This is a genomic window from Cupriavidus sp. USMAA2-4, assembly GCF_001854305.1.
Classification (GTDB): domain Bacteria; phylum Pseudomonadota; class Gammaproteobacteria; order Burkholderiales; family Burkholderiaceae; genus Cupriavidus; species Cupriavidus malaysiensis.
Window position 1 is genome coordinate 1,728,626 of sequence record NZ_CP017749.1, and the last position, 25,083, is coordinate 1,753,708.

Annotated in this window: 19 protein-coding genes and 1 pseudogene; 11 read left to right on the plus strand and 9 right to left on the minus strand. The window is 72.2% G+C overall.

Going from position 1 to position 25,083, the window contains the following annotated elements; translation table 11 throughout:
* Nucleotides 1-60 precede the first annotated feature (60 nt).
* The 8 genes and pseudogenes from BKK79_RS27815 (at nucleotide 61) to BKK79_RS27850 (ending at nucleotide 8,982) form a co-directional block, all read left to right on the plus strand.
* Nucleotides 61-981, plus strand: a complete 921-nt coding sequence (locus tag BKK79_RS27815; protein ID WP_084085245.1) for an ABC transporter permease — start codon at nucleotides 61-63, stop codon at nucleotides 979-981.
* Nucleotides 982-1,036: 55 nt separating this feature from the next.
* Nucleotides 1,037-2,863: pseudogene (locus BKK79_RS42365) on the plus strand (ABC transporter ATP-binding protein).
* 149 nt (nucleotides 2,864-3,012) lie between these two features.
* Nucleotides 3,013-4,650, plus strand: coding sequence for an ABC transporter substrate-binding protein (locus tag BKK79_RS27830; RefSeq protein ID WP_071039425.1), 1,638 nt, complete (start codon nucleotides 3,013-3,015; stop codon nucleotides 4,648-4,650).
* Nucleotides 4,647-5,615 carry an ABC transporter permease gene (locus BKK79_RS27835; protein ID WP_071016883.1) on the plus strand — a complete coding sequence of 323 codons (969 nt, stop codon included), beginning with the start codon at nucleotides 4,647-4,649 and terminating at the stop codon, nucleotides 5,613-5,615. The genes BKK79_RS27830 and BKK79_RS27835 overlap by 4 nt, the downstream gene beginning before the upstream one ends.
* A gap of 2 nt (nucleotides 5,616-5,617) precedes the next feature.
* Entirely contained in the window at nucleotides 5,618-6,538 is a 921-nt protein-coding gene (locus BKK79_RS27840; RefSeq protein WP_084085247.1) for an ABC transporter permease, read from the plus strand.
* 60 nt (nucleotides 6,539-6,598) lie between these two features.
* Nucleotides 6,599-8,317: a dipeptide ABC transporter ATP-binding protein gene (locus tag BKK79_RS27845; protein WP_071039426.1), complete on the plus strand. Its 1,719-nt coding sequence runs from the start codon at nucleotides 6,599-6,601 to the stop codon at nucleotides 8,315-8,317.
* A gap of 90 nt (nucleotides 8,318-8,407) precedes the next feature.
* The gene (locus BKK79_RS40635; protein ID WP_157128538.1) at nucleotides 8,408-8,551 is read left to right on the plus strand and encodes a hypothetical protein; all 144 of its coding nucleotides are present in this window, start codon (nucleotides 8,408-8,410) and stop codon (nucleotides 8,549-8,551) included.
* A gap of 86 nt (nucleotides 8,552-8,637) precedes the next feature.
* Nucleotides 8,638-8,982, plus strand: coding sequence for a DUF3088 domain-containing protein (locus BKK79_RS27850; protein WP_071016879.1), 345 nt, complete (start codon nucleotides 8,638-8,640; stop codon nucleotides 8,980-8,982).
* 60 nt (nucleotides 8,983-9,042) lie between these two features.
* Here BKK79_RS27850 and BKK79_RS27855 read toward each other — a convergent pair whose 3' ends face one another.
* The 9 genes from BKK79_RS27855 to BKK79_RS27895 form a co-directional block, all read right to left on the minus strand.
* A complete protein-coding gene (locus BKK79_RS27855; protein WP_084085249.1) occupies nucleotides 9,043-10,863 on the minus strand; it encodes a dipeptide ABC transporter ATP-binding protein in 1,821 nt (606 codons plus the stop codon).
* Nucleotides 10,860-11,801: an ABC transporter permease gene (locus tag BKK79_RS27860; protein ID WP_071016877.1), complete on the minus strand. Its 942-nt coding sequence runs from the start codon at nucleotides 11,799-11,801 to the stop codon at nucleotides 10,860-10,862. Before BKK79_RS27860 ends, BKK79_RS27855 begins: the two co-directional genes overlap by 4 nt.
* 86 nt (nucleotides 11,802-11,887) lie before the next feature.
* A complete protein-coding gene (locus tag BKK79_RS27865) occupies nucleotides 11,888-12,853 on the minus strand; it encodes an ABC transporter permease (protein WP_071016875.1) in 966 nt (321 codons plus the stop codon).
* A gap of 46 nt (nucleotides 12,854-12,899) precedes the next feature.
* On the minus strand, nucleotides 12,900-14,510 hold the full coding sequence (locus BKK79_RS27870; protein ID WP_071039427.1) for an ABC transporter substrate-binding protein: 1,611 nt from the start codon (nucleotides 14,508-14,510) through the stop codon (nucleotides 12,900-12,902).
* A 98-nt stretch (nucleotides 14,511-14,608) separates the two neighbouring features.
* Nucleotides 14,609-16,066: a leucyl aminopeptidase family protein gene (locus BKK79_RS27875; protein ID WP_071039428.1), complete on the minus strand. Its 1,458-nt coding sequence runs from the start codon at nucleotides 16,064-16,066 to the stop codon at nucleotides 14,609-14,611.
* 54 nt (nucleotides 16,067-16,120) lie between these two features.
* Nucleotides 16,121-17,101, minus strand: a complete 981-nt coding sequence (locus BKK79_RS27880) for a tripartite tricarboxylate transporter substrate binding protein (RefSeq protein WP_071039429.1) — start codon at nucleotides 17,099-17,101, stop codon at nucleotides 16,121-16,123.
* Between the two features lie 172 nt (nucleotides 17,102-17,273).
* Nucleotides 17,274-18,239, minus strand: coding sequence for a bifunctional helix-turn-helix transcriptional regulator/GNAT family N-acetyltransferase (locus BKK79_RS27885; RefSeq protein WP_071039430.1), 966 nt, complete (start codon nucleotides 18,237-18,239; stop codon nucleotides 17,274-17,276).
* 180 nt (nucleotides 18,240-18,419) lie between these two features.
* A complete protein-coding gene (locus tag BKK79_RS27890; protein ID WP_084085251.1) occupies nucleotides 18,420-19,466 on the minus strand; it encodes a tripartite tricarboxylate transporter substrate binding protein in 1,047 nt (348 codons plus the stop codon).
* A 68-nt stretch (nucleotides 19,467-19,534) separates the two neighbouring features.
* A complete protein-coding gene (locus BKK79_RS27895; protein ID WP_198173414.1) occupies nucleotides 19,535-20,518 on the minus strand; it encodes a Bug family tripartite tricarboxylate transporter substrate binding protein in 984 nt (327 codons plus the stop codon).
* 445 nt (nucleotides 20,519-20,963) lie between these two features.
* Here BKK79_RS27895 and BKK79_RS27900 point away from each other — a divergent pair, with 445 nt between their 5' ends.
* The 3 genes from BKK79_RS27900 to BKK79_RS27910 all read left to right on the plus strand — a co-directional run bounded on the left by BKK79_RS27900 (nucleotide 20,964) and on the right by BKK79_RS27910 (nucleotide 25,069).
* Nucleotides 20,964-21,974 carry a tripartite tricarboxylate transporter substrate binding protein gene (locus BKK79_RS27900; protein ID WP_071039431.1) on the plus strand — a complete coding sequence of 337 codons (1,011 nt, stop codon included), beginning with the start codon at nucleotides 20,964-20,966 and terminating at the stop codon, nucleotides 21,972-21,974.
* A gap of 109 nt (nucleotides 21,975-22,083) precedes the next feature.
* On the plus strand, nucleotides 22,084-22,914 hold the full coding sequence (locus BKK79_RS27905) for an enoyl-CoA hydratase/isomerase family protein (RefSeq protein ID WP_071039432.1): 831 nt from the start codon (nucleotides 22,084-22,086) through the stop codon (nucleotides 22,912-22,914).
* A 4-nt stretch (nucleotides 22,915-22,918) separates the two neighbouring features.
* Nucleotides 22,919-25,069: an acetate--CoA ligase family protein gene (locus BKK79_RS27910; RefSeq protein WP_071039433.1), complete on the plus strand. Its 2,151-nt coding sequence runs from the start codon at nucleotides 22,919-22,921 to the stop codon at nucleotides 25,067-25,069.
* The last annotated feature ends 14 nt before the right edge of the window (nucleotides 25,070-25,083 follow it).

Below are 25,083 nucleotides of genomic sequence, written 5' to 3' on the forward strand. Positions count from 1 at the left end.
GCCGCCGCGCCCCTGCATCGCCACCATCCCCATCCCCGTCACCGCAAGGAGCAAGACCCGATGGCGAAACCGATTCCTGTTCCCGCCGGCGCGGCCACCATCGCGGTGGCCGGCACCGCCCCGGCGCCGTTGCCCGCCGCGGCCGCGCGCAGCGGCGCGCTGCGCATCTTCCTGCGCAACCCGGCCGGCGTCGCCGGCCTGCTGGTGCTGCTGGCGCTGGGCCTGTTCGCGCTGCTGGCCGGGCACCTGTTCCCCGGCGATCCGCTCGACATGGTGGCGCAGCCCTTCCTGTGGCCGGGCGCCGATCCGGCCTATCCGCTCGGCACCGACTCCCTCGGGCGCGACGTGCTGGCCGGCATCGTGCACGGCGCGCGCGTGTCGCTGCTGGTCGGCCTGGCCGCGGCCGCGCTCAGCCTGGTCATCGGCACCGTGGTGGGCGCGCTGGCGGGCTACTTCGGCGGCCTCGCCGACGCGCTGCTGACACGCCTGGTCGAACTGGTGCAGACGGTGCCCGGCTTCCTGCTGGTGATCGTCATCGTGGCCATCGCCGGGCCCTCGGTGAGCACCATCGCGCTGGCGATCGGGCTGGCCTCATGGCCCACGGTGGCGCGCCTGGTGCGCGCCGAGTTCCGTACGCTGCGCGAGGCCGACTTCGTGCTGGCCGCGCGCAGCCTGGGCTATCGCAGCCGCCGCATCATCTTCGCCGAGATCCTGCCCAATGCGCTGCCGCCGGTGATCGTCACCATCTCGGTGATGGTGGCCAGCGCCATCCTGATCGAGTCGGCGCTGTCCTTCCTCGGCATGGGCGATCCGAACGTGGTGAGCTGGGGCAGCATGATCGGCGCCGGACGCGAGGTGCTGCGCAGCGCCTGGTACCTGACCGCCTTGCCGGGCGGCGCCATCATCGTCGCCGTGCTGTCGCTCAACCTGGTCGGCGATGCCCTCAACGACGCCCTCAATCCGCGCCTGCGCCAAGCATGAACCACACCATCGACCCCCATGGCGGCGCCCGCCGCCGCCCACTCCGGAGCCTGCGATGAGCGCGCTGCTGGAAGTCGAAGGCCTGCGCATCGCTTTCGGTGCGCAGCCGGTGGTGCATGCGCTGAACTTCGCCGTCGAGGCCGGGCAGACACTGGCCCTGGTCGGCGAGTCCGGCTGCGGCAAGTCGGCCACGGCACTGGCGCTGATGCAATTGCTGCCCCGGCCCGGACACATTGCCGCCGGCAGCGTGCGGCTCGACGGCCGCGAGCTGCTCGGGCTGCCGCCGGCGGCACTGCGCGCGCTGCGCGGGCGCGACATCGGCATGGTGTTCCAGGAGCCGATGAGCGCGCTCAATCCGGTGCAGACCATCGGCGCGCAGATCGCCGAGGTGCTGCATTGCCACCAGCGCTTGTCACGCCGCGCGGCGCGTGCCCGCGCGGTGGAGCTGCTCGACCTGGTGCGCCTGCCCGAGCCGGCGCGCCAGCACGATGCCTATCCGCACCAGCTCTCGGGCGGGCAGCGCCAGCGCGCGATGATCGCCATGGCGATCGCCTGCGGGCCGCGCCTGCTGATCGCCGACGAGCCCACTACCGCGCTCGACGTCACCATCCAGGCGGAGATCCTCGGCCTGCTCGACCGGCTGCGCCGCGAGCTGTCGATGGCGCTGCTGCTGATCACGCACGATCTCGGCCTGGTGGCACAGTGGGCCGACCGCGTGGTGGTGATGTACGCTGGACGCAAGATGGAGGAGGGTGGGGCGCAGGCGCTGTTCGCCGCGCCCGCCCACCCCTATACGCGCGGCCTGCTGCGCGCCTCGCTGCGCCTGGCGCAGCAGCGCTTCTACCGCGACGGCCCGCTCGACGAGATCCCCGGCAGCGTTTCCTCGGCCGCGCAGGCCAGCGGCTGTCCGTTCGCGCCACGCTGTGCCCAGGCGGAGACCGGCTGCGGCGCGAGTCCGCCCGAGCCGCGGCCGCTGCCGGGCGGCGCGGCCGATGCCCGCCTGGTGGCCTGCGTGCCGGTCCTGCGCGCGGCGGCAGCGTCGGCGCCCGCGCCTGTACCTGTACCGGCTGGCACATCCCTCTCCACTGCGCTGGCCTGACCTGCCTCTATGTCTTCCTTGCTCTCGGTGCAGGACCTGCACGTGCACCACGTTCGCCGCGGCGAATCCATCCATGCCGTGCGCGGCGTGTCCTTCACGCTCGCGGCCGGCGAAACGCTCGGGCTGGTCGGGGAATCGGGCTGCGGCAAGTCCACGCTCGGCAAGGCCATCCTGCAGCTGCTGCCGGCCAGCGCCGGGCAGGTGCGGCTGGACGGCGCCGAGCTGGGCACGCTGGCACCCGCGGCGCTGCGCGCGCTGCGCCCGCGCATGCAGATGATCTTCCAGGATGCGCAGGCCTCGCTGAATCCGCGCCGCACCGTCGGCGACGCGCTCGACACCCTGCTGCGCGTGCACGGTGAGCGCGATGCGCGCCTGCGCCGGCAGGCCGTGCTGGCCATGCTCGACCGGGTCGGCCTGCCGGCCGGCGCGCTGGCGCGCTACCCGCATGAGTTCTCCGGCGGGCAGCGCCAGCGCATCGGCATCGCCCGCGCGCTGCTGCTGCGCCCGGCGCTGGTGGTCTGCGACGAACCGGTGTCGGCTCTCGACGTGTCGATCCAGGCGCAGATCCTCAACCTGCTGGTCGAGTTGAAGGCAGAGTTCGGCCTGGCCTACCTGTTCATCTCGCACGACCTGGCGGTGGTGCGCTACCTGGCCGACCGGGTGATGGTGATGCAGGCCGGGCGCATCGTCGACGGCGGCGCGCAGCCGGAGTTCTGGCAGGCGCCGTCGCATCCCTATACGCGCGCGCTGATCGCCGCCGCGCCCGATGCCGCCGGTCCATAGCCGCCGGTCCATAGCCGCCGATCCATAGCCGCCGGCCGCTGGCTGCAGGCCGGTGCGCGCCGGCATGAGCAAATCCGGAATCCTTCGTTGGGATGGCAGGCTTGTCTGCTTAGACTTTTCCCCACGTTATTGCAAAGGAGTCGAGGATCATGGCGGTTGGGTTGTTGTCGCGCATCGCGCGGGGCCTGCGCGCGCAGCGCGGCCGGCGCACGGGCCTGCGCCTGTCGGCGCTGGCGGGGGCCGGCTTGCTGGCGTGGGGTGTGGTGGCCGGTGGCACGGCGATGGCGCAGGCCAAGCCCAAGACTGGCGGCACGCTGGTGGTGGGCCAGTACCAGGAGCCCACCGTCTACGACCCGAACCGGCAGTATTCGTGGGAGACCTACCGCGTCGACAAGCACATCTACGAGTCGCTGCTGGCCGAGGACCTGTCCCATCCGGCCAAGGCGGGACCGCCGCCGCTGGTGCCGGCGCTGGCCACCGCCTGGCAGGCCAGCCCCGATGCGCGCACCTTCACCTTCCAGTTGCGCCGCGGCGTCAAGTTCCATGACGGCACCGATTTCAATGCCCAGGCGGTGCGCTTCAACGTGCGCCGTTTCACCGATCCCGCCTTCGAGTACTACGACGTGCGCGCGGCGGCGACCATGAAGCCGGTCTACGGCAACCTGCAGGAGCTGAAGGTCGTCGACGACTACACCGTACAGTTCGTCTTCAAGGGACCGTTCACCGATTTCCCGCGGCTGCTGCCGCAAGGCAACTACGTTTCCGGCATCTTCAGCCCGGAGGCGCTGAAGAAGTACGGCCAGGACGGGCTGGCGCTGCACCCGACCGGCACCGGACCCTACAAGTTCGTCGAGCGCGTGCACGGCGAGAAGACCGTGCTGGTGCGCAACGAGCAGTACTGGGGCCCGCGTCCGCTGCTCGACCGCATCATCTTCCGTCCCATCCAGGACGACGCGACCCGCCTGGCGGCACTGCGCTCGGGCGAGATCGATATCCTCACGCGCGTGCCGGCCGATGCCGCCGACGGCCTGGAGAAGAGTGGCTACACCGTACACGACAGCACCACCGCCGGCGAACTGTTCCTGAGCTGGAACTACCGCAATCCCTACACCAGCAAGCTGGCGGTGCGGCAGGCGGTGCTGCTGGCGATCGACCGCGAGGGATTGGCGCGCACCATCTTCAAGGGCCGCGCGCAGGCCGCCTACAGCCTCTACAACATCGGCAACAGCGCCTACGATCCGGCCCAGCGCGACTATCCCTACGATCCGGTGCGCGCGCGCAAGCTGCTGCAGCAGGCCGGCTACAAGGACGGCGAGGTCCACTTCACCATCATCACCGACGTGGCCAACCAGCCGTCGATCGAGTGGATCCAGCGCGATCTCGCCAAGGTCGGCATCAAGGTCGACGTGGTTTCGCAGGAGTGGCTCACCTACACCAGCAAGCTGGCCAACCTGGCGCCGGAGACCGGCCTGTTCACCATGGAGTGGGGCTTCGTCACGCCCTACTGGTTGAAGCTGGCCTACGACGGCTACGTGGTCACGCGCGGCGGCGGCGAGAAGGTGGTCGACCCGGCGGTGGCGCAGGCGATCGCCAAGGCCACCGCGCAGACCAGCGAAGGCGCGGCGCTGGCGGCCTGGAAGCAGGCCAACGGGCTGGCGCAGCGCGAGGCCCTGTTCGTGCCGCTGGTGACTTTCCGCAACCACTTCGCCAGCAGCCCCAAGGTGCAGGGCTTCAACGTGCCGGCGCAGAACTTCTACGACCTGACCCGGGTCTCGCTGCAGAAATGAGCCGCGCCATCGTGCTGCGCCTGCTGCAGGCCCTGCCCATCTTCCTGGTGGTCTCGGTGCTGGTGTTCCTGGCTGCCCATGCCGGCGGCGGCGATCCCATCACCAATGCGCTGGGCGGCACGCTGACGCAGGATTCGCTCGACGCCATCCGGCGCGAGTACGGGCTCGACCGCCCGGTCTGGGTGCAGTACGGCCTCTGGCTGCAGCACCTGGCCGCCGGCGACTGGGGCACTTCGCTGGTGCTGCGCACGCCGGTGTTCGAGGTGCTGGGGCGCAGCTTCGCCAACACGCTGGTGCTGGCCGGGGCGGCGGTGCTGCTGTGCCTGGCCGGGGGCGTGGCGGTGGGGGTGGCCAGCGGCCTGCGGCGCGGCACCTGGCTGGACGGCGCCGCCATGCTGCTGATCCAGGTCGGACACAACTTCCCGGTGTTCTGGTCGGGACTGCTGCTGATCTGGGTGTTCGGCGTCAAGCTGCAGTGGTTCCCGGTCTCGGGCATGTACGACATGCGCGGCGAGCAGGACTGGCCCGACCTGCTGCACCACCTGGTGCTGCCGGCGCTGTCGGCCGCGCTGATCTCCATGCTGGTGCTGGCGCAGCTGGTGCGCGCGCAGGTCATCGAGATCCTCGGCTCCGACTACCTGCGCACTTTCCGCGCCCAGGGGCTGCCGCGGCGCGTGCTGCTGGGGCGCCACCTGGGCCGCAACCTGCTGCCGCCGGTGCTCAATGTCACCGGGCTGCAGATCGGCTACCTGCTGTCCGGCGTGATCTTCGTCGAGAACGTCTTCAACTGGCCGGGCATCGGCACCCAGCTCTACAACGCCGCCGCCGGCAAGGACTATCCGATGATCCAGGCCGGCGTGATGCTGGTGACGGCGTGCTTCATCGCCGTCAACCTGGCCACCGACATCGCGCTCGACCTGCTCAATCCGCGCCTGCGCGGGGGCGTCGCACAGGGGCAGCCGTGAACATGCCGTCGACCGGGTTCACATCGGCGCCGACACCGGCACCAACATCGGCACCCACACCGGCGCCGGCGCCGGACGCCGCCGGCGGTGCTCCGCGCCCGGCGTGGCGGCGCTTCGCCGGCAACCGGCTGGCGCTGGCCGGGCTCGCGCTGATCCTGCTGGTGCTGGCGGCCACGCTGCTCGCGCCCTGGCTGGCGCCCTTCGATCCGGACGCCGCCGATCCGCTGCAGCGGCTGGCGCCGCCCGGCACGGCGCACCACCTGCTCGGGCTGGACGCGCAGGGGCGCGACATCGCCAGCCGCCTGCTGTGGGGCGGCCGCCGCGCACTGCTCGGCAGCCTGCCGCCGGTGGTGCTGGCGGTGCTGCTGAGCCTGGCCCTGGGCCTGCTGGCGGGCTACTACCGCAATCCCTGGTCGGCGCTGATCATGCGGATCATCGACATCCTGTTCGCCTTCCCCATGGTGCTGCTGGCCATCGGCCTGGCCACCGCGCTCGGGCCCGGCACCTGGGCGGTGGCGCTGACGGTGGTCGCGGCGGCCACGCCCTACCTGACGCGCGTGGTCTATGCCGCGGTACGGGCCGAGCGCGACAAGGAGTACCTGGAAGCGGCCCGCGCCGGCGGCGCCGGCGCCGCCGCCGTGCTGCTGCGCGAGCTGCTGCCCAATGTGGCCAGCGGTGCCGTGGTCTACGGCACCACGCTGGTGGGCGGCATGATCGTGTTCCAGGCCGGGCTCAGCTTCCTCGGCCTCGGCACGCAGCCGCCGCAGGCCGACTGGGGCCGCATGGCGGCCGAAGGCGTGCAGGTGATGGTGCTGGGCGCGCCGCACGTGGCGACCGCGCCGGCACTGGTGATCGTGGTGCTGGCGCTGTCATTCAACTGGCTGGGCAACGGCCTGCGCGATGCGCTGGATCCGCGCGACTGAGCCGGGCCCGGCCTCCATGACAACGCGAAACGCCGGCACGGGCCGGCAAGGAAGCCTGCGATGAGTCTCCTCAGCATCCGCCAGCTCGGCATCGAATTCACCGGCGCGCACGGGCCGCAGCGCGTGCTGCACGGGGTGGACCTGGAGGTCGGCGCCGGCGAGGTGGTGGCCGTGGTGGGCGAGTCGGGCTCGGGCAAGAGCCTGACCGCTGCCGCCGTGATGGGCCTGCTGCCGGCACGCGGCTGCCGCGCCTGGGGCCAGGTGCGCTTCGACGGGCGCGAACTGCTCGGGTTGCGCGAAGCCGAGCACAACACGGTGCGCGGGCAGGGCATCGGCATCGTCTTCCAGAATTCGCTGTCTTCGCTCGACCCGTCCTTCCGCATCGGCGAGCAGATGGCCGAAGGGCTGCGCTACCGGCTCGGCCTGGGCCGCGCGCAGGCCGCCGCCACCGCGGGCAGCTGGCTGGAGCGGGTCGGCATACGCGAGCCGGGGCGGGTGCTGCGCGCCTACCCGCACGAGCTGTCGGGCGGCATGCGCCAGCGCATCCTGATCGCCATGGCAGTGATGGCGCGGCCGCGGCTGCTGATCGCCGACGAACCCACCACGGCGCTCGATCCGACCGTGCAGAAGCAGATCCTGGACCTGCTGCGTGATCTCCACCGCGAGGACGGCACCGCCATCCTGCTGATCACCCACGACTTCGGCGTGGTGTCCTACCTGAGCGAGCGCGTGGCGGTGCTGCGCGCCGGCCGCGTGGTCGAGCACGGCCGCACGGCCGACGTGCTGCGCGCGCCCGATCATCCTTACACGGCCGCCCTGCTGGCGGCCGTGCCGCAGGGCAGGGCGCCGGAGCCGGCGTCGGTGTCCGTGCCGGCGTACGAAGCGGGCGCGCCGGGGCAGGGCGAAAGCACGGTGCTCGCGCTGCGCGGTATCGGCCGCCGCTTCGGTAGCGCTGGCGGCGGCGGTGTCGGCGGCTGGCTGCGGCGTGGCGCGGACGAGGTGGTCGCCCTGCAGCCCACCGACCTGGCGCTGCGGCGTGGCGAGATCCTCGGCCTGATCGGTGAATCGGGCTCGGGCAAGTCGACCCTGGCGCGTCTCGCGGCACGCCTGCTGGAACCCTCCGGCGGCAGCGTGCTGGCCGGCGGCCAGGACGTCACCGCCTTGCACGGGCGCGCGCTGGCGGGCTTCCGGCGCGACGTGCAGTTCGTCTTCCAGGACAGCGGTGCCTCGCTCAATCCGCGCCGCACCATCGGCGCGCAGATCGCCGATCCGCTGCTGCGCCTGGGCGTGGCGCGCAACGCCGCCCAGGCGCAGGCACTGGCCGCGCAGGCGCTGGAGCACGTCGGACTGCAGGCACAGCACCTGGCGCGCTACCCGCACGAGTTCTCGGGCGGGCAGCGCCAGCGCATCGGCATCGCGCGGGCGCTGGCGCCGCGCCCGGCCTGCGTGATCCTGGACGAGCCGACCTCGGCGCTGGACGTCTCCATCCAGGCACAGGTGCTGGCACTGCTGCGGCGCCTGCGCGACGAGCTCGACCTGACCTATCTGTTCATCAGCCATGACCTCGGCGTGGTGGCCTCGTTCTGCGACCGCATCGCGGTGATGGAGCGCGGGCGCATCGTCGACCGCTTCGCCAGCGCCGCGCTGCACGATCCTGCCCGGCACGCGGCCACGCGCCGCCTGCTCGATGCGGTGCTGCCGTTGCCGGTGCCGCTTCAGGTGCCGCTTCATGCGCCGGTGATGCAGGACGCCACGGCGCCGGCCCGGCAGGCGGCCTGACCACCGTTCTTCGCCGCCGACCACTTCGAGCGGGCGGCCATATCCACAGGCCCCGGCGGGATGGCCGGCGGCGGCACCAGGAGCCATGACATGAGCAAACCAAGAGATCTCGACCAGCGCGCGCCGCGGCGCGCCGTCTCCAGCCACAACCCGCTGCGGCACAAGACGCAGGTGCCGGGTGCCCATGACCTGAATGGCGAGACCACCCGCCTGAAGGAAGGGCGCACCTTCTGAGTCCGGGCGTGGCGGCGGGCAGCCATGCCGCCGCCACGCCCGATCACATCCATCCTCGACCCAGTCCACCGCTATCACCGACCACCATGAGCCGCGACCGCCTTTTCCTGCTGGAACCCGGATTCACCGATGCCGCTCGTCCGGGCGAGCGCTTCGTCTGCCCCGACTGCCTGCCCATCGAAGGGCTGCTGGCCGCCGACCCGGCGCGCGCGGCGCGCCTGGAGATCGTGCGCGTGCCGTTCGCGCGGCCGCGCGCCGCCGTGGCGGCCGTGCTCGGCCCCGACAACCAGGGCCTGCCGGTACTGGTGCTGGATGGCGACGCCGCGCCGCCGGCCGACGCGCATGTCCATGGCGTGCTGCGCTTCGTCACCGATACGCGGCGCATCCTCGACCTGCTGGCCGAACGGCACGGCTTCCCGCGGGTGCATTGAGGACGCCTGCCCGGCCTGCCCCGCCCTGCGCTGCTCCTCCCTGCGCTGCTCCTCCCTGCTTCAGGCTCTGGCGGCCAGCGGCCGCCGTCCGTGCCCCAGGTCGGGCACTGCCGCCAGCAGGCGGCGCGTATAGGGGTGGCGCGGCGTGTCCAGCACGGTTCCGGCCGGACCGCATTCGACCAGCTCGCCCGCCTGCATCACGCCCACCTGGTCGCACATCTGGCGGATCACTGCCAGGTTGTGGCTGATCAGCAGATAGGTCAGGCCCAGCTCATCCTGCAGGTCACGCATCAGGTTGAGGACCTGCGCCTGCACCGAGACATCGAGCGAGGAGGTGGGCTCGTCGCAGATCAGGAAGTCGGGCCGGCTGACCAGCGCGCGCGCCAGCGCGATGCGCTGGCGCTGGCCGCCGGAGAACTGGTGCGGGTAGCGCCGCGCCGCATCGGCCGGCAGGCGCACGCGCTGCAGCGCCTGGGCCACCCGTTCGCGTATCGCGCCGGCATCCAGCGCCGCGTCGCGTGCCCGCAGCGCCAGCAGCGGCTCGGCGACGATGCGCCCGACGCGCCAGCGCGGGTTGAGACTGGCGTAGGGATCCTGGAACACCATCTGGAAGCGCCCCAGCAGCGCGGCGGCGGCCTGCGTGCCGGACCAGGGATCGATGCCGTCCAGCGTCACGCTGCCGGCGCTCGGGCGCAGCAGGCCGGCGATCATGCGGGCGACGGTGCTCTTGCCCGAACCGGACTCGCCCACCAGCCCGAAGGTGGTGCCGCGCGGGATGGCGAAGCTGACTTCGCGCGCCGCCTGCAGCACGCGGCGCGGCTCGCGCGCCAGGGTGCGCAACAGCCACGGGGCGGACAGGTCGAAGCGGCGCGACAGGCCGCTCACCTGCAGCAGCGGCGCGGCGCCGGCCGGCATGTGCACGGTTGGCAAAGGCTGTGCGGCCTGTGCCGGCTGCGCGGCCACGGCGAGCGGCGCGGGCGGCACCGCGTCGTCGGGCGTGGGCAGTCGCCGCAGGCGCCGGTCCAGCGGCGGTATGGCGGCGACCAGTGCGCGCGTGTACGGCGCGCGCGGGTGCTCCAGCACCTCGGCCACCGGGCCGCTCTCGACCACGCGCCCGGCCCGCATCACCATCACGCGGTCGGCCACGCCCGCGATCACGCCCATGTCGTGGCTGACCAGCATCAGCGCGGTGCCGCGCTCGCGGCACAGGCGGCGCAGCACCTCGATCACCTGGGCCTGCACGATGACGTCGAGCGCGGTGGTGGGCTCGTCGGCGATCAGCAGGGCAGGGTCGGCGCACAGCGCCAGGGCGATGGCCACGCGCTGGCGCATGCCGCCGGAGAGCTGGTGCGGGTATTGGCGCAGCCGGGCCTCCGCCTGCGCGATGCCGACCGCCTGCAGCAGCGCCAGGGCGCGCTCGCGTGCTTGCGACGGCGTCAGCGGCAGGTGGGTGCGGATGGTCTCTTCCAGGTGGCGCCCGATGGTGAGCACCGGATTGAGGCTGGTCATCGGATCCTGGAACACCATGCCGATGTGCTTGCCGCGCAGGCGGCGCCGGTCTTCGGCGCCGAGCGTGTCGATGCGCTCGCCGCGCAGCCATATGCTGCCGGCGCCGAGATGGCCGCCGGGGTCGAGCAGGCCGGCGATGGCCTTGCCCAGCATGGACTTGCCGGCGCCGGACTCGCCCACCACGCCGAGGATCTCGCCCGGCGCGAGCGTGCAGCCGACCTCGGCGAGGATGCTGAGCGGGCCGCGCGGGGTGTCGAAATGCACCGACAGGCCGTCGACGCGCAGCAGCGGTGGCGCGCTGCTGGAGGGCGGGGAAGGCAAGGAGGGCGCGGGGGGCGGCGGCGCGCACGGCGCCAGGGCTTCGGTGGTCATTGCAGCTTGGGGTCGAAGGCGTCGCGCAGCCAGTCGCCGAGCAGGTTGACCGACAGCGCCAGCGCGAGCAGGGTGAGGGCGGGGAACAGCAGGATCCACCATTCGCCGGAGAAGAGGAAGGCCTGGCCGATGCGGATCAGCGTGCCCAGCGAGGGCTGGGTCGCCGGCAGGCCGACGCCGAGGTAGGACAGGGTGGATTCCGCCACCACGGCCAGGGCGAAGCTGAGCGTGCCGATCACCAGCACGGGCGCCAGCATATTGGGCAGCAGGTGGCCCAGCAGGATGGCGTTGCGCGAGCGGCCGCTGATGCGCGCCGCGGCGATGTAGTCCTTCTGTTTCTCGACCAGGGTCACGCCGCGGATGGTGCGCGCGTACTGCACCCACTCGGACAAGGCGATGGCGAGGATGATGACGTACACCGCCATGTCGTCGCGATAGCCCTCCGGCAGCAGGCCGCGCGCGATGCCGAAGATCAGCAGCGCCACCAGCAGCACCGGGAAGGTGAGCTGGATGTCGGCCACGCGCATCACCAGGGCGTCGAACCAGCCGCCGGCATAGCCCGCCAGCAGCCCCAGCGCGACGCCGGCCAGCAGCGACAGCGCTACCGCGGCGGCGCCGACCAGCAGCGAGACGCGCAGGCCGTAGAGGATGGCCGACAGCAGGTCGCGTCCCTGGTCGTCGCTGCCGAGCGGGTAGAAGGCGCCCGAAGGGCCGTGCCGCCACGGCGGGGTGAAGGCGTCGAGCAGTTCCAGCGCGGCCGGGTCGAAGGGATTCTGCCGTGCCAGCCAGGGCGCCAGCAGCGCTGCCAGCAGGAGCAGGCCCAGGGTCAGCAGCGCGGCCTGCACCGCGCGCGAGCGCGCCAGCGTGCGCAGTGCCGCGTGGTCGGACTGGCGCCAGCGGGCCAGCAGGCCCGGGCGTGGAAGAGGCGGTTGGCTCATGTCGGGGCGGGAAAGGTGGAGGGTGGAACGTTGGCGATGAGAGGACGGGGCGGCGCGTGCAGGCACGCTCGATCGCACAGGCACACTCAGGCGCGCCGCAGGCGCGGATCGGCCAGCGCGTAGACAAGGTCGACCACCAGGTTGATGACGACGTAGAGCAGCGCGATCAGCAGCAGGTAGGCGGCGATCACCGGCACGTCCACGGCCTGGATCGAGGCGATGAACAGCGCGCCCAGGCCGGGCCACTGGAACACCGTCTCGGTGACGATGGCGAAGGCCACCAGCGAGCCGACCTGCAGCCCGGCGATGGTGATCACCGGGATCAGGGTGTTGCGCAGCGCGTGGCCGTAGACGATGCGGCGCTCGCCGAGCCCGCGCGCGCGGGCGAAGCGCACGTAGTCGCTGCGCATCGCTTCCAGCATCTCCGCGCGCACCAGGCGCTGGATCAGGGTGAGCTTGAACAAGGCCAGCGTGGCCACCGGCAGGATCAGCGACAGCCAGCCCGAGGCGGTCAGCAGCCCGGTGCTCCAGCCCCCCAGCATGACCACCTCGCCGCGCCCGAACGAGGGCAGCCAGTGCAGCCGGACCGCGAACAGGTAGATCAGGCCGATGCCGATCAGGAAGGTGGGCAGCGACACGCCCACCAGCGAGGCGGCGGCCAGCAGCCGGCCGGTCCAGCCGTCGCGCCGCAGCGCGCCGCGCACGCCCAGCACGATGCCGCCGAGCAGGGCGACGAGCGCGGCCACCGCCGCCAGTTCCAGCGTGGCCGGCGCGCGTTCGGCGATGACCTCGGTGACCGGGCGCCGCACGCGGTAGGAAATGCCGAAGCGGCCGTGCAGCACGTTGTCGAGATAGCGCGCGAACTGCACCGGCACCGGCTGGTCGAAGCCGAGTTCGGCCACCAGGCGCTGGCGTTCCGCCAGCGAGGCATCTTCGCCCAGCAGGCTCACGGTGGGATCGCCGAGATGGCGGAACACCAGGAAGGAGAGGAAGGAGACGGCCAGCAGCACCAGCAGCGACTGGCCCAGGCGGCGCATCAGATGGACAAGCATCGGCGTAGCGTGTGGCGTGTGGGTTGTGCGGGAGCGGGCGGCGGCGTCATCCCTTGGCCAGCTTGAACAGCTTGAAATAAGGCGTGTTCGACGGATTCACCGGGATGTCGAGCTTGCGCACCATCGCATAGGTCTGGATCTGGTCGTGCAGCGGCAGGTAGATCAGCTCCTTCTGCACCGTGGTCCAGATGCTGCGGATGGTCTCGTCGCGCCGGCGCGCATCGCCCTCGGCGGCCAGCGAGACGATCTTGGCATCCAGCTCGGCATTGCTGTAGCGGGTGGCGTTGGTCGCCCCGCGCGAGTTCTTGCCGCGCGAATGCACCAGGTAGTCGAAGATGTAGGCCGAGTCGTAGGTCGGCACGCCCCAGCCGTACAGGTAGAAGTCGGTGTCCAGGTTGTTGATGGCCGCGGTCTGGAGCGCCAGCGGACGCGCGGCCACCGTGGTCCTGACGCCGATGCGGCCGAGGAAGCCGGCCGCGGCCTGGCAGATCGCCTCGTCGTTCAGGTAGCGGTCGTTGGTGCAATGCAGGGTGATGGCGAAGCCGTTGGGATAGCCGGCTTCGGCCAGCAGCGCCCTGGCGCGTGCCACGTCGCTCTTGCCGACCACGTCGAAGGCCTTGTCGTAGCCGTGCACGAAGGGCGGGGCGATGATGTTGGTGGGTACCGACAGGCCGCGCATGACCGCGGTCTTGATGGCGTTGCGGTCGATCGCGAGCTGGAAGGCCTCGCGCACGCGGCGGTCCGCCAGCGGGTTGCGGTCCTTGACGTCGGCGTACTTGAGCGGGGCGCTGCCCACGTTGAGACCGAAGAAGATCACGCGGTTCTCGGCGGCCTGGTTGACCCGCAGGCGCGGCTCGGTGCGCAGGCGCGCCGCATCCTGGATGGGCAGGTCCTGCACGAAGTCGACCTCGCCCGACAGCAGCGCCGCCACGCGCGTGGCCGGCGACTTGATCGGCAGGTACACCAGTTCGTCGATCTCCAGCGGGAACTGGCCGCGTCCCCAGTACTGCGGGAACAGCTTCAGCACGGTGCGCACGTCCTGCTCGCGCGACGCGATCACATAGGGGCCGGTGCCGTTCTCATGGCGGGTGGCGTAGGTCTCCTCCTTGGCGGAGGCGTTCTGCGGCTGCTCGACGTTGTGCGCCTTGGCCCAGGCCGCGCTCAGGATCTGGATATTGGTCAGGCTCTCGGGCAGCAGCGGGTTGGGGCCGGCGGTCTTGATGCGCACCACGAACGGCGAGACCTTGCTGACTTCGGTGATCGACACCAGCAGGGACTTCATGTCCGAGGTCGGGGCCCTGGCGCGCTGCAGGGAGAAGACCACGTCATCGGCGGTGAAGAGGCTGCCGTCGTGGAACTTGACGCCCTTGCGCAGCTGGAATTCCCACACGGTGGGATCGTCGGTGCGCTGCCAGGAGGCCGCCAGCGTCGGCAGCAGCTTGCCGTCGGCGGTGCGGATGATCAGCGGCTCGTAGACCTGGTGCAGCAGGTTGTGATTGGGGCCGTTGTTGAGCGCGTGCGGATCGAGCGTCGAGGCATCGGTCGAGCGCGCCCAGCGCACGGTCTCGGCGAGTGCGGGCGGCGCGGTGACCAGGGACGCGGCGAGGGTGGCGAAGGCGGCGGTGAGGGAGGCCGTGCGGGCCAGGCGTTGCAGCATCGGGAGGGTCTCCACGGGAAAGAGGGACAAGGTGGCAGGGCAGCGGGGCGTCCTGCGGAAAATCGGAACGCGCTGGTGGCGATGTTCAGTCGTAGTGCTCAGTCGCCCGGCGTGCCGCCGGCGCCGCCGAAGCGCTCGCACAGCCAGGCCGCCAGCGCGCGCAGGCCCTGCGCCTCGCCGCCGCGCGGACGGCCCGGGCGCGCCTCCGGGTTCCAGGCGAACAGGTCCAGGTGCAGCCAGGGCGTGCCGGCCGGCACGAAGCGCGACAGGAACAGCGCGGCGGTGATGGCGCCCGCGTGCGGGTTGGCGGCGGCGTTCTGCAGGTCGGCGCTGGAAGACTTGAGCATGGCCTGGTAGGGCTGCCACAGCGGCAGCCGCCACAGCGGGTCGGCCACGCGCCGGGCCTGCTCCAGCAGGCTGGCGGCCAGCGCATCGTCGTGGCAGAACAGGGCCGGCAGCTCGGGCCCGAGCGCCACGCGCGCGGCGCCCGTCAGGGTGGCGAAGTCGATCACCAGGGCGGTGGCGCCGTGCCGCGCGTCGAGCGCATGGGCCAGCGCGTCGGCCAGCACCAGGCGGCCTTCGGCATCGGTGTTCTCGATCTCCACCGAGAGGCCGTTGCCGGCGCGCACGACGTCGCCGGGGCGCAGCGCGCCGGCGCCGACGGCGTTCTCCACGGCCGGCACGAGCAGGGTCAGCTGCACCGGCAGGCGCGCCTGCATCAGCAGTTGCGCCAGCGCGATGGCGTGGGCGGCGCCGCCCATGTCCTTCTTCATCCAGCGCATGCCGGCGGCGGGCTTGAGGTCGAGCCCGCCGGAGTCGAAGCAGACGCCTTTGCCGACCAGCACCAGGCGCGGCGCGCCGGGCTCGCCCCAGTGCAGCGCGGCCACGCGCGGGGCCTGTGCCGCCGCGCGCCCGACCGCGTGCACCAGCGGGAAGCCCGCGCCGGGCAGCGCCTCGCCCGTCCATTGTTCGTAGCGCGCGCCATGCGCCCGCGCCAGCGTGCGCACCTCGTCGGCGAGCTGCTGCGGGCCGAGCACGTTGGCGGGGGTATTGACCAGGCGGCGCACCAGGCCGGTGGCGGCCGCCAGCGGGGCGACGGCGGCACGCTCGGCCGCGTCGCTGACCAGTTCGGCCACGGCGGAATCCGGGGCATCCGGGGTATCCGGTGTGCCGGCCTCCCAGCCGCCGGGCAGGGCGCCGATGGCCCAGCCCAGCGCAGCGAGCGGCCGCTCGGGCGCCACCGTGCCGGGTACGGCGGCCAGGGCGTAGCGGCGCGCGGGAAGCTGCGCCGGCAGGCCGGCGAGCTGCCACAGCGGCTGGGCCGGATCGGCGCTCGCCACGGCGCCGGCCAGCGCGCCGTCGGGTGCGGGCAGCAGCAGCGTGGTGCCGGCTTCGGCGGCGAAGCCGGTGGCGCGCACCCAGCGCGCCTGGGCCGCGGGCAGCACGTCGAGCAGCGCGGCGAGCCCGGCCGGCGTCACCACGTAGAGCGGCAGGGCGTCGTCGGCCGTGCCGGTGAGTCCGCGCGGCGGCGGGATCGGGGCGGAAGCGGTGCTCATGTCGAAGGCGAAGGCGCCGGTTGCGGGGCGGGAACGGCGGCTGGCGCGGCGGTGTCAGTGCAGCGAGATGCCGGCCGCGGCGATGACCGAGGCATAGCGGGGCAGGTCGCGTGTCAAGGTGGCGTCCAGCTCCTGCGGCGTCGAGCCGACCACGGCATAGCCGGCCTCTTCGAGCTGGGCGCGCACCGCCGGTGCCTGCAGCACGGCGGCGACGTCGCGGCTGAGCTGTTCCACCACGGCGGTGGGCGTGGCGGCCGGCGCGATCAGTCCCTGCCAGCTCTCCACGGCGAAGCCGGGCACGCCGGATTCGGCCAGGGTCGGCACCTGCGGCAGCGCCTTGGCGCGATAGGGCGTGGTGACCGCCAGCGCGGTCAGGCGGCCGCTGCGCACATAGTCGGTGACGGCCGCCAGCGTGATCAGCGTGGCGTCGATATGCCCGCCGAGCAGGTCCATGGTGGCGGGCGCGCCGCCGCCATAGGGGATGTAGTTGACGCGGATGCCGAGCTGGCGCGCCAGCATCTCGTGGGCGACATGGGCGATGCCGCCGTTGCCCGGCAGGCCCAGCGCGATCTCGCCGGGGCGCTTTTTCACCAGGGCCGCGTACTCGCCGAAGGTCTTCACGCCAAGGTCCGGGCGTACCACCAGGATCTGCGGGTTGACCACCGCCTTGGTGACGCCGCGGAAGGCGCGGCCCGAGTCATAGGGCAGGCTCTTGTACAGCACGGCGTTCAGGGTCACGCCCTCGCCGGCCAGCAGCAGCGTGCTGCCGTCCGGCCGCGCCTTGGCCACCTGGGCCGCGCCGAGCGTGCCGCTGGCACCGACCACGTTGTCCACCACCACCGGGCGCCCCCACTTCTCGCTCAAGCGGGGCGCCAGCGTGCGGGCCAGCTTGTCGGCGCTGCCGCCGGCGGCCACTGGCACCACGATGCGGATGGCCTGCGCGGTGTCGTTGGCCGCGGCCGCGGGGCTGGCCGCCGCGAGGCCGGCGAACACAACCGTGACAGCGGTGGCAGCCATGGTGGCCGCGGCGCTCATGTTGCCAAGGGCCGCACGCAGGGCGGAGCGCAACGGACGCAGGGAACGGAGGGAGCGGAGCGGAGTGCGGCGGAACATGGCTGGCCCATCGTGTCGAAAGGGCCAGCTTAGTCAGCGCGGCGGCGCGCTCAAACGAATGTTTCCTCGTAAGGATATGCGGGGGAAGCTTGCGTCATGCGCGCCGCGTGAAGCGTTGTTCGACCACCTTGCTCCCCCACTGCTCGCCTTCCGCTTCACTGTGCAAGGCAAAGCCGAAGGCTTCGTACAAGTGGCGCGCGGAGTCGAGTCCCTTGAAGGTCCAGAGGTAGGTCTCGCGGAAGCGCGCGTCGACAAAGCGCATCGCGTGCGCGAGGAGCTGCCGCCCGATGCCGGCGCCGCGCAGGGCGTCGTCGACGATGAACCAGCGCAGGTGCGCGACCCCGGTGTCGAGGTCGCCGTCGATCGCCAGGGAGGCGAGGGCGCGCCCGTTCTCGACATACAGCCAGAGCGCCTTGCCGGCGGCGGGCAAGGCGCCGGCGAAGGCGGCGAGTTCCGTCGCGACCTTTTGTTCGAAGAAGGCGCCGAAGCCCCAGTGCTGCGCATAGAAGCGCGCGTGCAGGGCAGCGATGTCGCCGATGCAGCCGGGCTGGTAGCCCTCGACGATGCCGGCGGAGGCGGCGTCTGCCACGCTCGCCTTGCTGTCGTTGTCCTGCGCCAGCGCATCGGCATAGAGTGCCAGCGAGCGCAGCAGTGCCTGCTGGTCGGAGGGCAGCAGGCGCCGCAAGGCGCTCGACACCTGATCCGTGGCGAAGCGGTCGATCTTGCTGCGCAGGGTTTCGCCCGCCGGCGTCAGGTAGAGATTGGCGGAGCGCGCATCCTCCTGCGAGGCCCGCCGCGCCACCAGGCCATCGGCTTCCAGCCTGGCCAGTTGCCGGCTGGTGTTCGATTTATCGAGCCTGAGGATCTTGCCCAGGTCGCGCGCGCTGATGCCCGGCGCCATGCCGATCTCGAGAACGGCGTGGACGGCCGAGGGCGCCAGATCGCTTTCGGCCAGGGTCGCGCGCATGAAGCCCAGCTCGCGCACCAGTCGGCGGGAGAAGTCGCGCAGCTCCAGGATGGTGGTTTCGCGCGGGGTGGCGGGGACGTCGACGAGGTCCATGGTTGACTCGCTAAGGTGGCTCGGCTCGCACAGGTTGCGCTGCGCAACCCAATATAGTTGCGAGTCGCAACTTTGTCAAAGCGGGCGTTCCATCGGCGTTCCGTTGCCGTGACACCGGGCCCGGGAACTGCGGGGGCGCAGCGCCGGGCCCCGGCTCTCGTCTCTCGTCTCCTCCCGGCTTCAGTCGACCGTGATGCGGTTGTCCTTCACCAGCTTCGCCCAGCGCGCCAGCTCGCCGTGCAGGAAGCGGGAGAACTCGTCCGGCGTGCCGCCGACCGGGACCACACCCAGCTCCGTCAGCCGTGCCTTGACCTTGGGGTCGTGCATGGCGGCGGCGACGGCCGCGGCGAGGCGCGCCACCACCGGAGCCGGCGTGCCCTTGGGCACGAAGACGCCATTCCACTCCAGCACCTCGAACCCCGGCAGGCCGCTTTCGATCAGGGTCGGCACGTCCGGCAGCGCCGGCATGCGGCGGGCCGATGTCACCGCCAGCGCGCGCAGCTTGCCGCTCTTGACGTAGGGAATGCCGGAGGCGGCGTTGGCGAAGTAGGCATCGACCTGCCCGCCCATCAGATCGGTCAGCGCGGGCGCGCCGCCCTTGTAGGGGATGTGCACCAGGTCGACCTTGGCCTGGCTCTTCAGCAGCTCGCCGATCATGTGGGCCGGGCTGCCCGGCCCGTAGGAGGCATAGGTGATCTTGCCCGGCGCCTTGCGCGCCGCGTCGAGGAAGGCCGCCAGCGTCTGGTAGGGGGCGCCGGGCGGCACCACCAGGATGTTCGGCGCGGTCACCGCCAGCGAGACCGGGATGAAGTCCTTGACCGGGTCGAACGGCAGCTTGCGCAGCGCCGGATTGACCGCGAAAGTCGACGCGTCGTACAGCACCGTGTAGCCGTCGGCGGGGGCCTGGGCCACCGCCATCGCGCCGATGGTGCCGCTGGCGCCGGGTTTGTTGTCGACGATCACCTGCTGCTTCAGCGACTGCGACAACTGCGCGGCGATGATGCGCGCGGCATTGTCGGCGCCGCCGCCGGCCGAATAGGGCACGATCAGCCGGATCGGCTTGGCCGGGTAGCCCGCTTCGCCCTGCGCGCCGGCCGGCGCGCAGAGGCCGAGCGCGGCGCAGGCCAGCAGGGCGCCGACCAGGGCGCGGCGCCGGGCCGGCGCGGCCCCGCTGCCTGCGCGTGGCGCTTTGCGGGGGCAATGAGTGGGGACGAGGGGGAAAGTCATGTCGATCCAGGGTGTCGGGACGCGGGAGATCCCGCGCCTTATTGGGTAGGGGCTGATTCGGTGGCGGCCTATTCGATGGTGGCGCCGGAAGCCTGCACGACGCGCTTCCATTTGGCCGCCTCGCGTGCCATCAGCTCGGCGTAGGCCGCCGGCGACGCGATCAGCGGGGAGGCGCCTTCGGCGCGCAGGCGCGCGGCGACGTCGGGCAGGCGCAGCACCTTGTCGATGCGCGCATGGAGGTCGTCGATCACCGCGCCGGGCGTGCCGCGCGGCGCGAGAATGCCGTAGCTGAGCGTGCTCTCGAAGCCCGGCAGCGCGGCCTGCGCCACCGTCGGCACCTCGGGCAGCAGTTCGCTGCGCTGCGCCCCGGTCACGGCCAGCGCGCGCAGCCTGCCGGCGCGGATGAAGGGCAGCACCGGCGGGATCACGCTGAAGGTGAAGTCGACCTGGCCGCCCAGCAGGTCGGTCAGCGCCGGCCCGGTGCCCTTGTAGGGCACGTGGGCCAGCCGGATGCCGGCGGTATTGGCGAACAGCACCGCGGTCAGGTGCGAGCCGGTGCCGTTGCCGCTGGAGGCATAGTTGAGCGCGCCGGGCCGTGCCCGGGCCGCAGCGATCAGGTCCTTGGCCGTATGCAGCGGCGAGTCGGCCCGCACCACCAGCACCAGCGGCGTGCTGGCGATCGGCGCGACCGGCACCAGATCGTGCCGGGGATCGAAGCCGAGGTCGGCGTAGAGGGCGGGATTGACCGCGAGCGTGCCGGTGTGGCCGAGCAGCAGCGTGTAGCCGTCGGCACGCGCGCGTGCCACCTGCTTGGTGCCGAGGTTGCCGCCGCCGCCCGGCCGGTTGTCGACCACGATCTGCTGCGGCAGGCCCTCGCTGACCTTCTGCGCGATCAGGCGCGCGAACACGTCGTTGCCGCCGGCCGGCGCGAACGGCACCACCAGCTTCACCGGGCGCTCCGGCCACGGCTCGGCGCGGGCGGTGCCGGCGGCCAGGGTGATGGCGCCGGCGGCGAGCCAGGCCAGCGCGCGGCAGGCCCTTTGGATTCTCACGTCTGTCTCCCTGGCGCTGGCGGCCTTTACCGCGGGGCCGTCACGCCGATGTTCTATATAAGAACCGTTGTTCTTTCCTGGAACAAAGTCTAGCGAGGCGGCTTTGCCGGCCGGAATCGGGATATACCCCGAACACGGGTGCCGGAGCGGCCTTCCCGATCTCTCTCGGTCCCCCTCGATCTCCCTCGATCCTTCTCCGGCCACGTCCGATCCTGTTCGTCCGGGACCGACCCTGCCCGATCTCCATTGGACGGTTCGGCACATGGTCCCGCGCCGCGCCCGCAATTCCACGTCATGGAATTGCGGGGGTGTGCCGCAGGGCCCCGCTGACTAAGCTGTCTCCCATAACGAAACGCAAAGAAACGCACCCGCTTCCTGCCGCCGGCAGGGGCGCGGCGTCCCGCACCGTTCCCGCACCATTCCCGCACCGTTCCAGGAGACCAGCATGCCGTCATCCCGCGCCGTCCGCCTTCGCCTCAGGGCGACCGCGGCTTTCGCCTTCCTCGCCTTCCTCTGCGGTCTTGCCGCCGCGCTGCCGCGGCCGGCGCTGGCGGCGTTCCCCGACCATGCGCTGCGCCTGGTGGTGCCGTTCTCGCCGGGCGGCGGCACCGACCTGATCGCCCGCGCCATGGCCATCACCATGGCCGAGGACCTGGGCCAGCCGGTGATCGTCGACAACAAGCCCGGCGGCAGCACCATCATCGGTACCGAAGCCGTCGCCAAGAGCGCGCCGGACGGCTACACGCTGGTGATGGCGACCATGGCGCACGCGGTCAACCCGAGCCTGCACCGCAAGCTGCCCTTCGACACCGACATGGCCTTCGCGCCGGTGATGCTGGTCGGCCGCTCGCCCAATGTGCTGGTGGTGCGCGCGGACAGCCCCATCCGCACCGTGCGGGACCTGGTCGCCCAGGCCAAGGCGCGGCCGGGCAAGGTCAGCTATGCCTCGCAGGGCTCGGGCACCTCGGCCCACCTCGCCGGCGAGCTGTTCAAGGCGCTGGCCAAGGTGGACCTCAACCACATCCCCTACCGCGGCGCGGGACCGGCCCTGACCGATCTGATGGGCGGGCAGGTCGACGTGATGTTCGCCACGGCCGCCGCGGTGGCGCCGCACCTGCTCAGCGGCAAGCTGCGCGCGATCGCGGTGACGACGGCGCAGCGCTCGCAGGCGCCCGGCCTGAGCAAGATCCCCACCATCGCCGAGAGCGGGGTGCCCGGCTACGCGGCCGATAGCTGGTACGGCCTGTTCGTGCCGGCAGGCACGCCGCCGGAGGTGATCGCGCGCCTGAACGCGGCGGCGAAGAAGGCGGTGGGCAGCGCGCTGTTCCGCCAGCGCGCCGACCAGGAAGGCCTGGCGGTCGGCGCCGGCACGCCCGACGAATTCGGCCGCTACGTCAAGGGCGAGAGCCAGCGCTGGAGCAAGGTCGTTCACAACGCGGGCATCAGCGCCGACTGAGCCGCGCGGCCTTGCCGCTGTACGGGACCACAGAACCGTTCAGCAGAGCGGAACAGGACAGCAGGACCGCAGAACAGCACCACAGAACCGCCATTCACCGGATCGCACCATGGAACCCTACGCACTCATCGAACTGAACGTCGTCTCGGGCATTGCCCTGCTCGCCTTCAACCGCCCCGACAAGCGCAACGCCATGAGCGACGACATGCGCGCGGAGTTCATCGACGCGCTGGAGCGCGTCGCCGCCGACCGCGAGATCCGCGCGCTGGTGATCACCGGCAAGGGCAGGGGCTTCTGCGCCGGCGGCGACGTCGCCGGCATGCAGCGCCGCATGGAGGCCCCGGCGGGCGAGGTCGCCTTCAACGGCTGGAGCCGGCAGCAGCGTGTGCACCACACCGTCAAGCTGCTGCACACCATGCCCAAGCCCACCATCGCCGCGGTCAACGGCGCCGCCGCCGGGCTGGGCGCGGACACCGCGCTGTGCTGCGACTTCGTCATCGCCTCGGAGGCGGCCTCGTTCTCCTGGTCCTACATCGACCGCGGCCTGATTCCCGACGGCGGCGGCATGTACTTCCTGCCGCGCCGCGTCGGCCTGTCGTGTGCCAAGGAACTGGTCTTCACCGGCCGCAAGGTGGCGGCGCAGGAGGCGAAGGCGCTCGGCATCGCCGACCGGCTGAGCGCCGCCGACCGCCTGCTCGACGATGCGCTGGCCTGGGCCGCCGAACTGAGCCGCGGCTCGGCGACGGCGATCGCGCTGGGAAAGAGCATCATGAACCAGTCCTTCGAACTGCCGGCCGACCAGGTGTTCGCGCAAGGCAGCCAGGCGCAAGGCATCTGCTACACCAGCAGCGCGCACCGCGAATCGGTGCTGGCCTTCCTCGCCAGGACCGCGCAGGCCGGCATGCAGCCGGCGGCGGCACGCACCGCCAGCGAGGGGTGAAGCCATGAACGCCATCCAGCGTCTCGTCTCGCCGCGCAGCGTTGCCGTGATCGGCGCCTCCGCCGACCCGGCCAAGACTTCCGGCCGCCCGGTGTCCTACCTGCGCAAGCACGGCTTCGCCGGCGCGATCTACCCGGTCAACCCCAAGGTCGAGTCGATCGACGGCCTGCGCTGCTATCCCGACGTGGCTTCGCTGCCGGAGGTGCCCGACGTGGGCATCGTGCTGCTGGGCGCGGAGCGCGCGCACCAGGCGGTGCGCGCGCTGGCCGCCAGGGGCGCCGGCGCGGCCATCGTGCTGGCCAGCGGCTATACCGAGACCGGCGCCGATGGCGCGCGGCGCCAGGCCGAGCTGCTCGAGGCCGCCGGCGGCATGCGCCTGCTCGGCCCGAACACGATCGGCCTGGTCAACCTGACCGACGGCATCCCCTTGTCGGCCAGCGGCGCCCTGGAGATGGACCGCTTCCCGGCTGGCAGCATCGGCGTGGTGTCGCAGAGCGGCGGCATCCTCGGCGCGCTGCTGTCGCGCGCGGCGGCGCGCGGCATCGGCCTGTCCAAGCTGGTCTCGACCAGCAACGAGGCCGACCTCGACCTGGCCGACTTCGTCGACTACCTGGCCGACGACGAAGCGACACGCGTGATCGCTCTCTATGTCGAGAGCGTGCGCGATCCCGAGGCCTTCTGCCGCGCGGCGCGCAAGGCGGCGCGCGCAGGCAAGCCGGTGGTGGCCTTCAAGATCGGCCGCTCCGAGAGCGGCGCACGCGCCGCGGTCTCGCATACCGGCGCGCTGGCCGGCGCCGACCGCATGTACGACGCGCTGTTCCGCCAGGTCGGCGTGATCCGCGCGCAGACCTTCTCCGACCTGCTCGATGTCCCCGCCGCGCTGGCCACGGGGCGGACGCTGCGCGGCCAGCGCATCGCCATCCTCACCTCGACCGGCGGCGCCGGCACGCTGGTGTCCGACAGCCTGGGCGTGGCCGGCTTCGAGACGCCGGCGCCGGACGCGGCCACCGCCGCCAGGCTGCGCGCGCTGCAGCAGGGCGACCACGCCGCGCTGGACCGCAATCCGATCGACGTCACCCTGGCCGGGCTGCAGCCCGAGCTGCTGCGCGCCGCCATCCGCATCCTGCTGGACAGCCCGGGCTACGACGCCGTGGTGGTGGTGGTGGGTTCGTCCGGCGTCGGCATGCCGGACCTGATGGCCAACGCGATCCGCGACTGCCTGCCCGCCAGTGACAAGCCGGTGATCGCTTATGTGAGCCCGCACGCGCCCGAGGCCGCGGCGCTGCTGAACCGGCGCGGCGTGCCGGCCTTCGCGGCGCCGGAGGCGTGCGCGGTGGCACTGGAGGCCATGCTGGGCGCGGCGCGCGGCGCCTCCGCTGCCTGCCCGGTTACGGTCGATGCGGCCGAGGCCGGCACGGCGCCGCTGCCGCTGCCCGACCTGGCGCCCTTCGGCAGCGGATCGCTGGACGAGGCCGCGGCCAAGGCGCTGTTCGCCGGCTTCGGCGTGCCGGTCGCGCGCGAGGTAGTGGTGGGCGATGCCGAGGCGGCCCGCGCGGCCGCGCAGGGCCTGGGCGACAGCGTGGTGCTGAAGATCCTGTCGGCGCAGATCACGCACAAGAGCGATGTCGGCGGCGTCGCGGTCAATGTGGCACCCGCGGCCATCGCCGCGCGCATGGCGCGCATGGCGGCCGAGGTCGAGGCCGCCACCGGCGCGGCGCCGGCGCGCTACCTGGTACAGGAGATGGTGCGCGGCGGCGTCGAGGTCATCCTCGGCATGCACCGCGATGCGCTGGGCACTGCCATCCTGCTCGGCATGGGCGGGGTGGCCGCCGAACTGTTCGGCGACACCGTGCTGCGCATGCTGCCCGAGGGCCGCGGCCTGGCCCGCGCCGACGCCATGGAGATGATCGGCGCGCTGAAGACCGCGCCGCTGCTGCACGGCTTCCGCGGGCGTCCGCCGGCCGACGTGGCGGCACTGGCCGATGCCATCGTGGCCTTTTCGCGCATGGTGGCGTCGCTGGGCGGGCGCCTGCTCGAGGCGGAGATCAACCCGGTCTTCGTGTTGCCGCAGGGTCAGGGCGTGGTGGCAGCCGACGGCGTCGCGGTGCTGGCCGGCGCGCACGCTGGCGAGGCAGCCGTTTCCCCGGCAAACTGAGGCCGGCGTGGCAT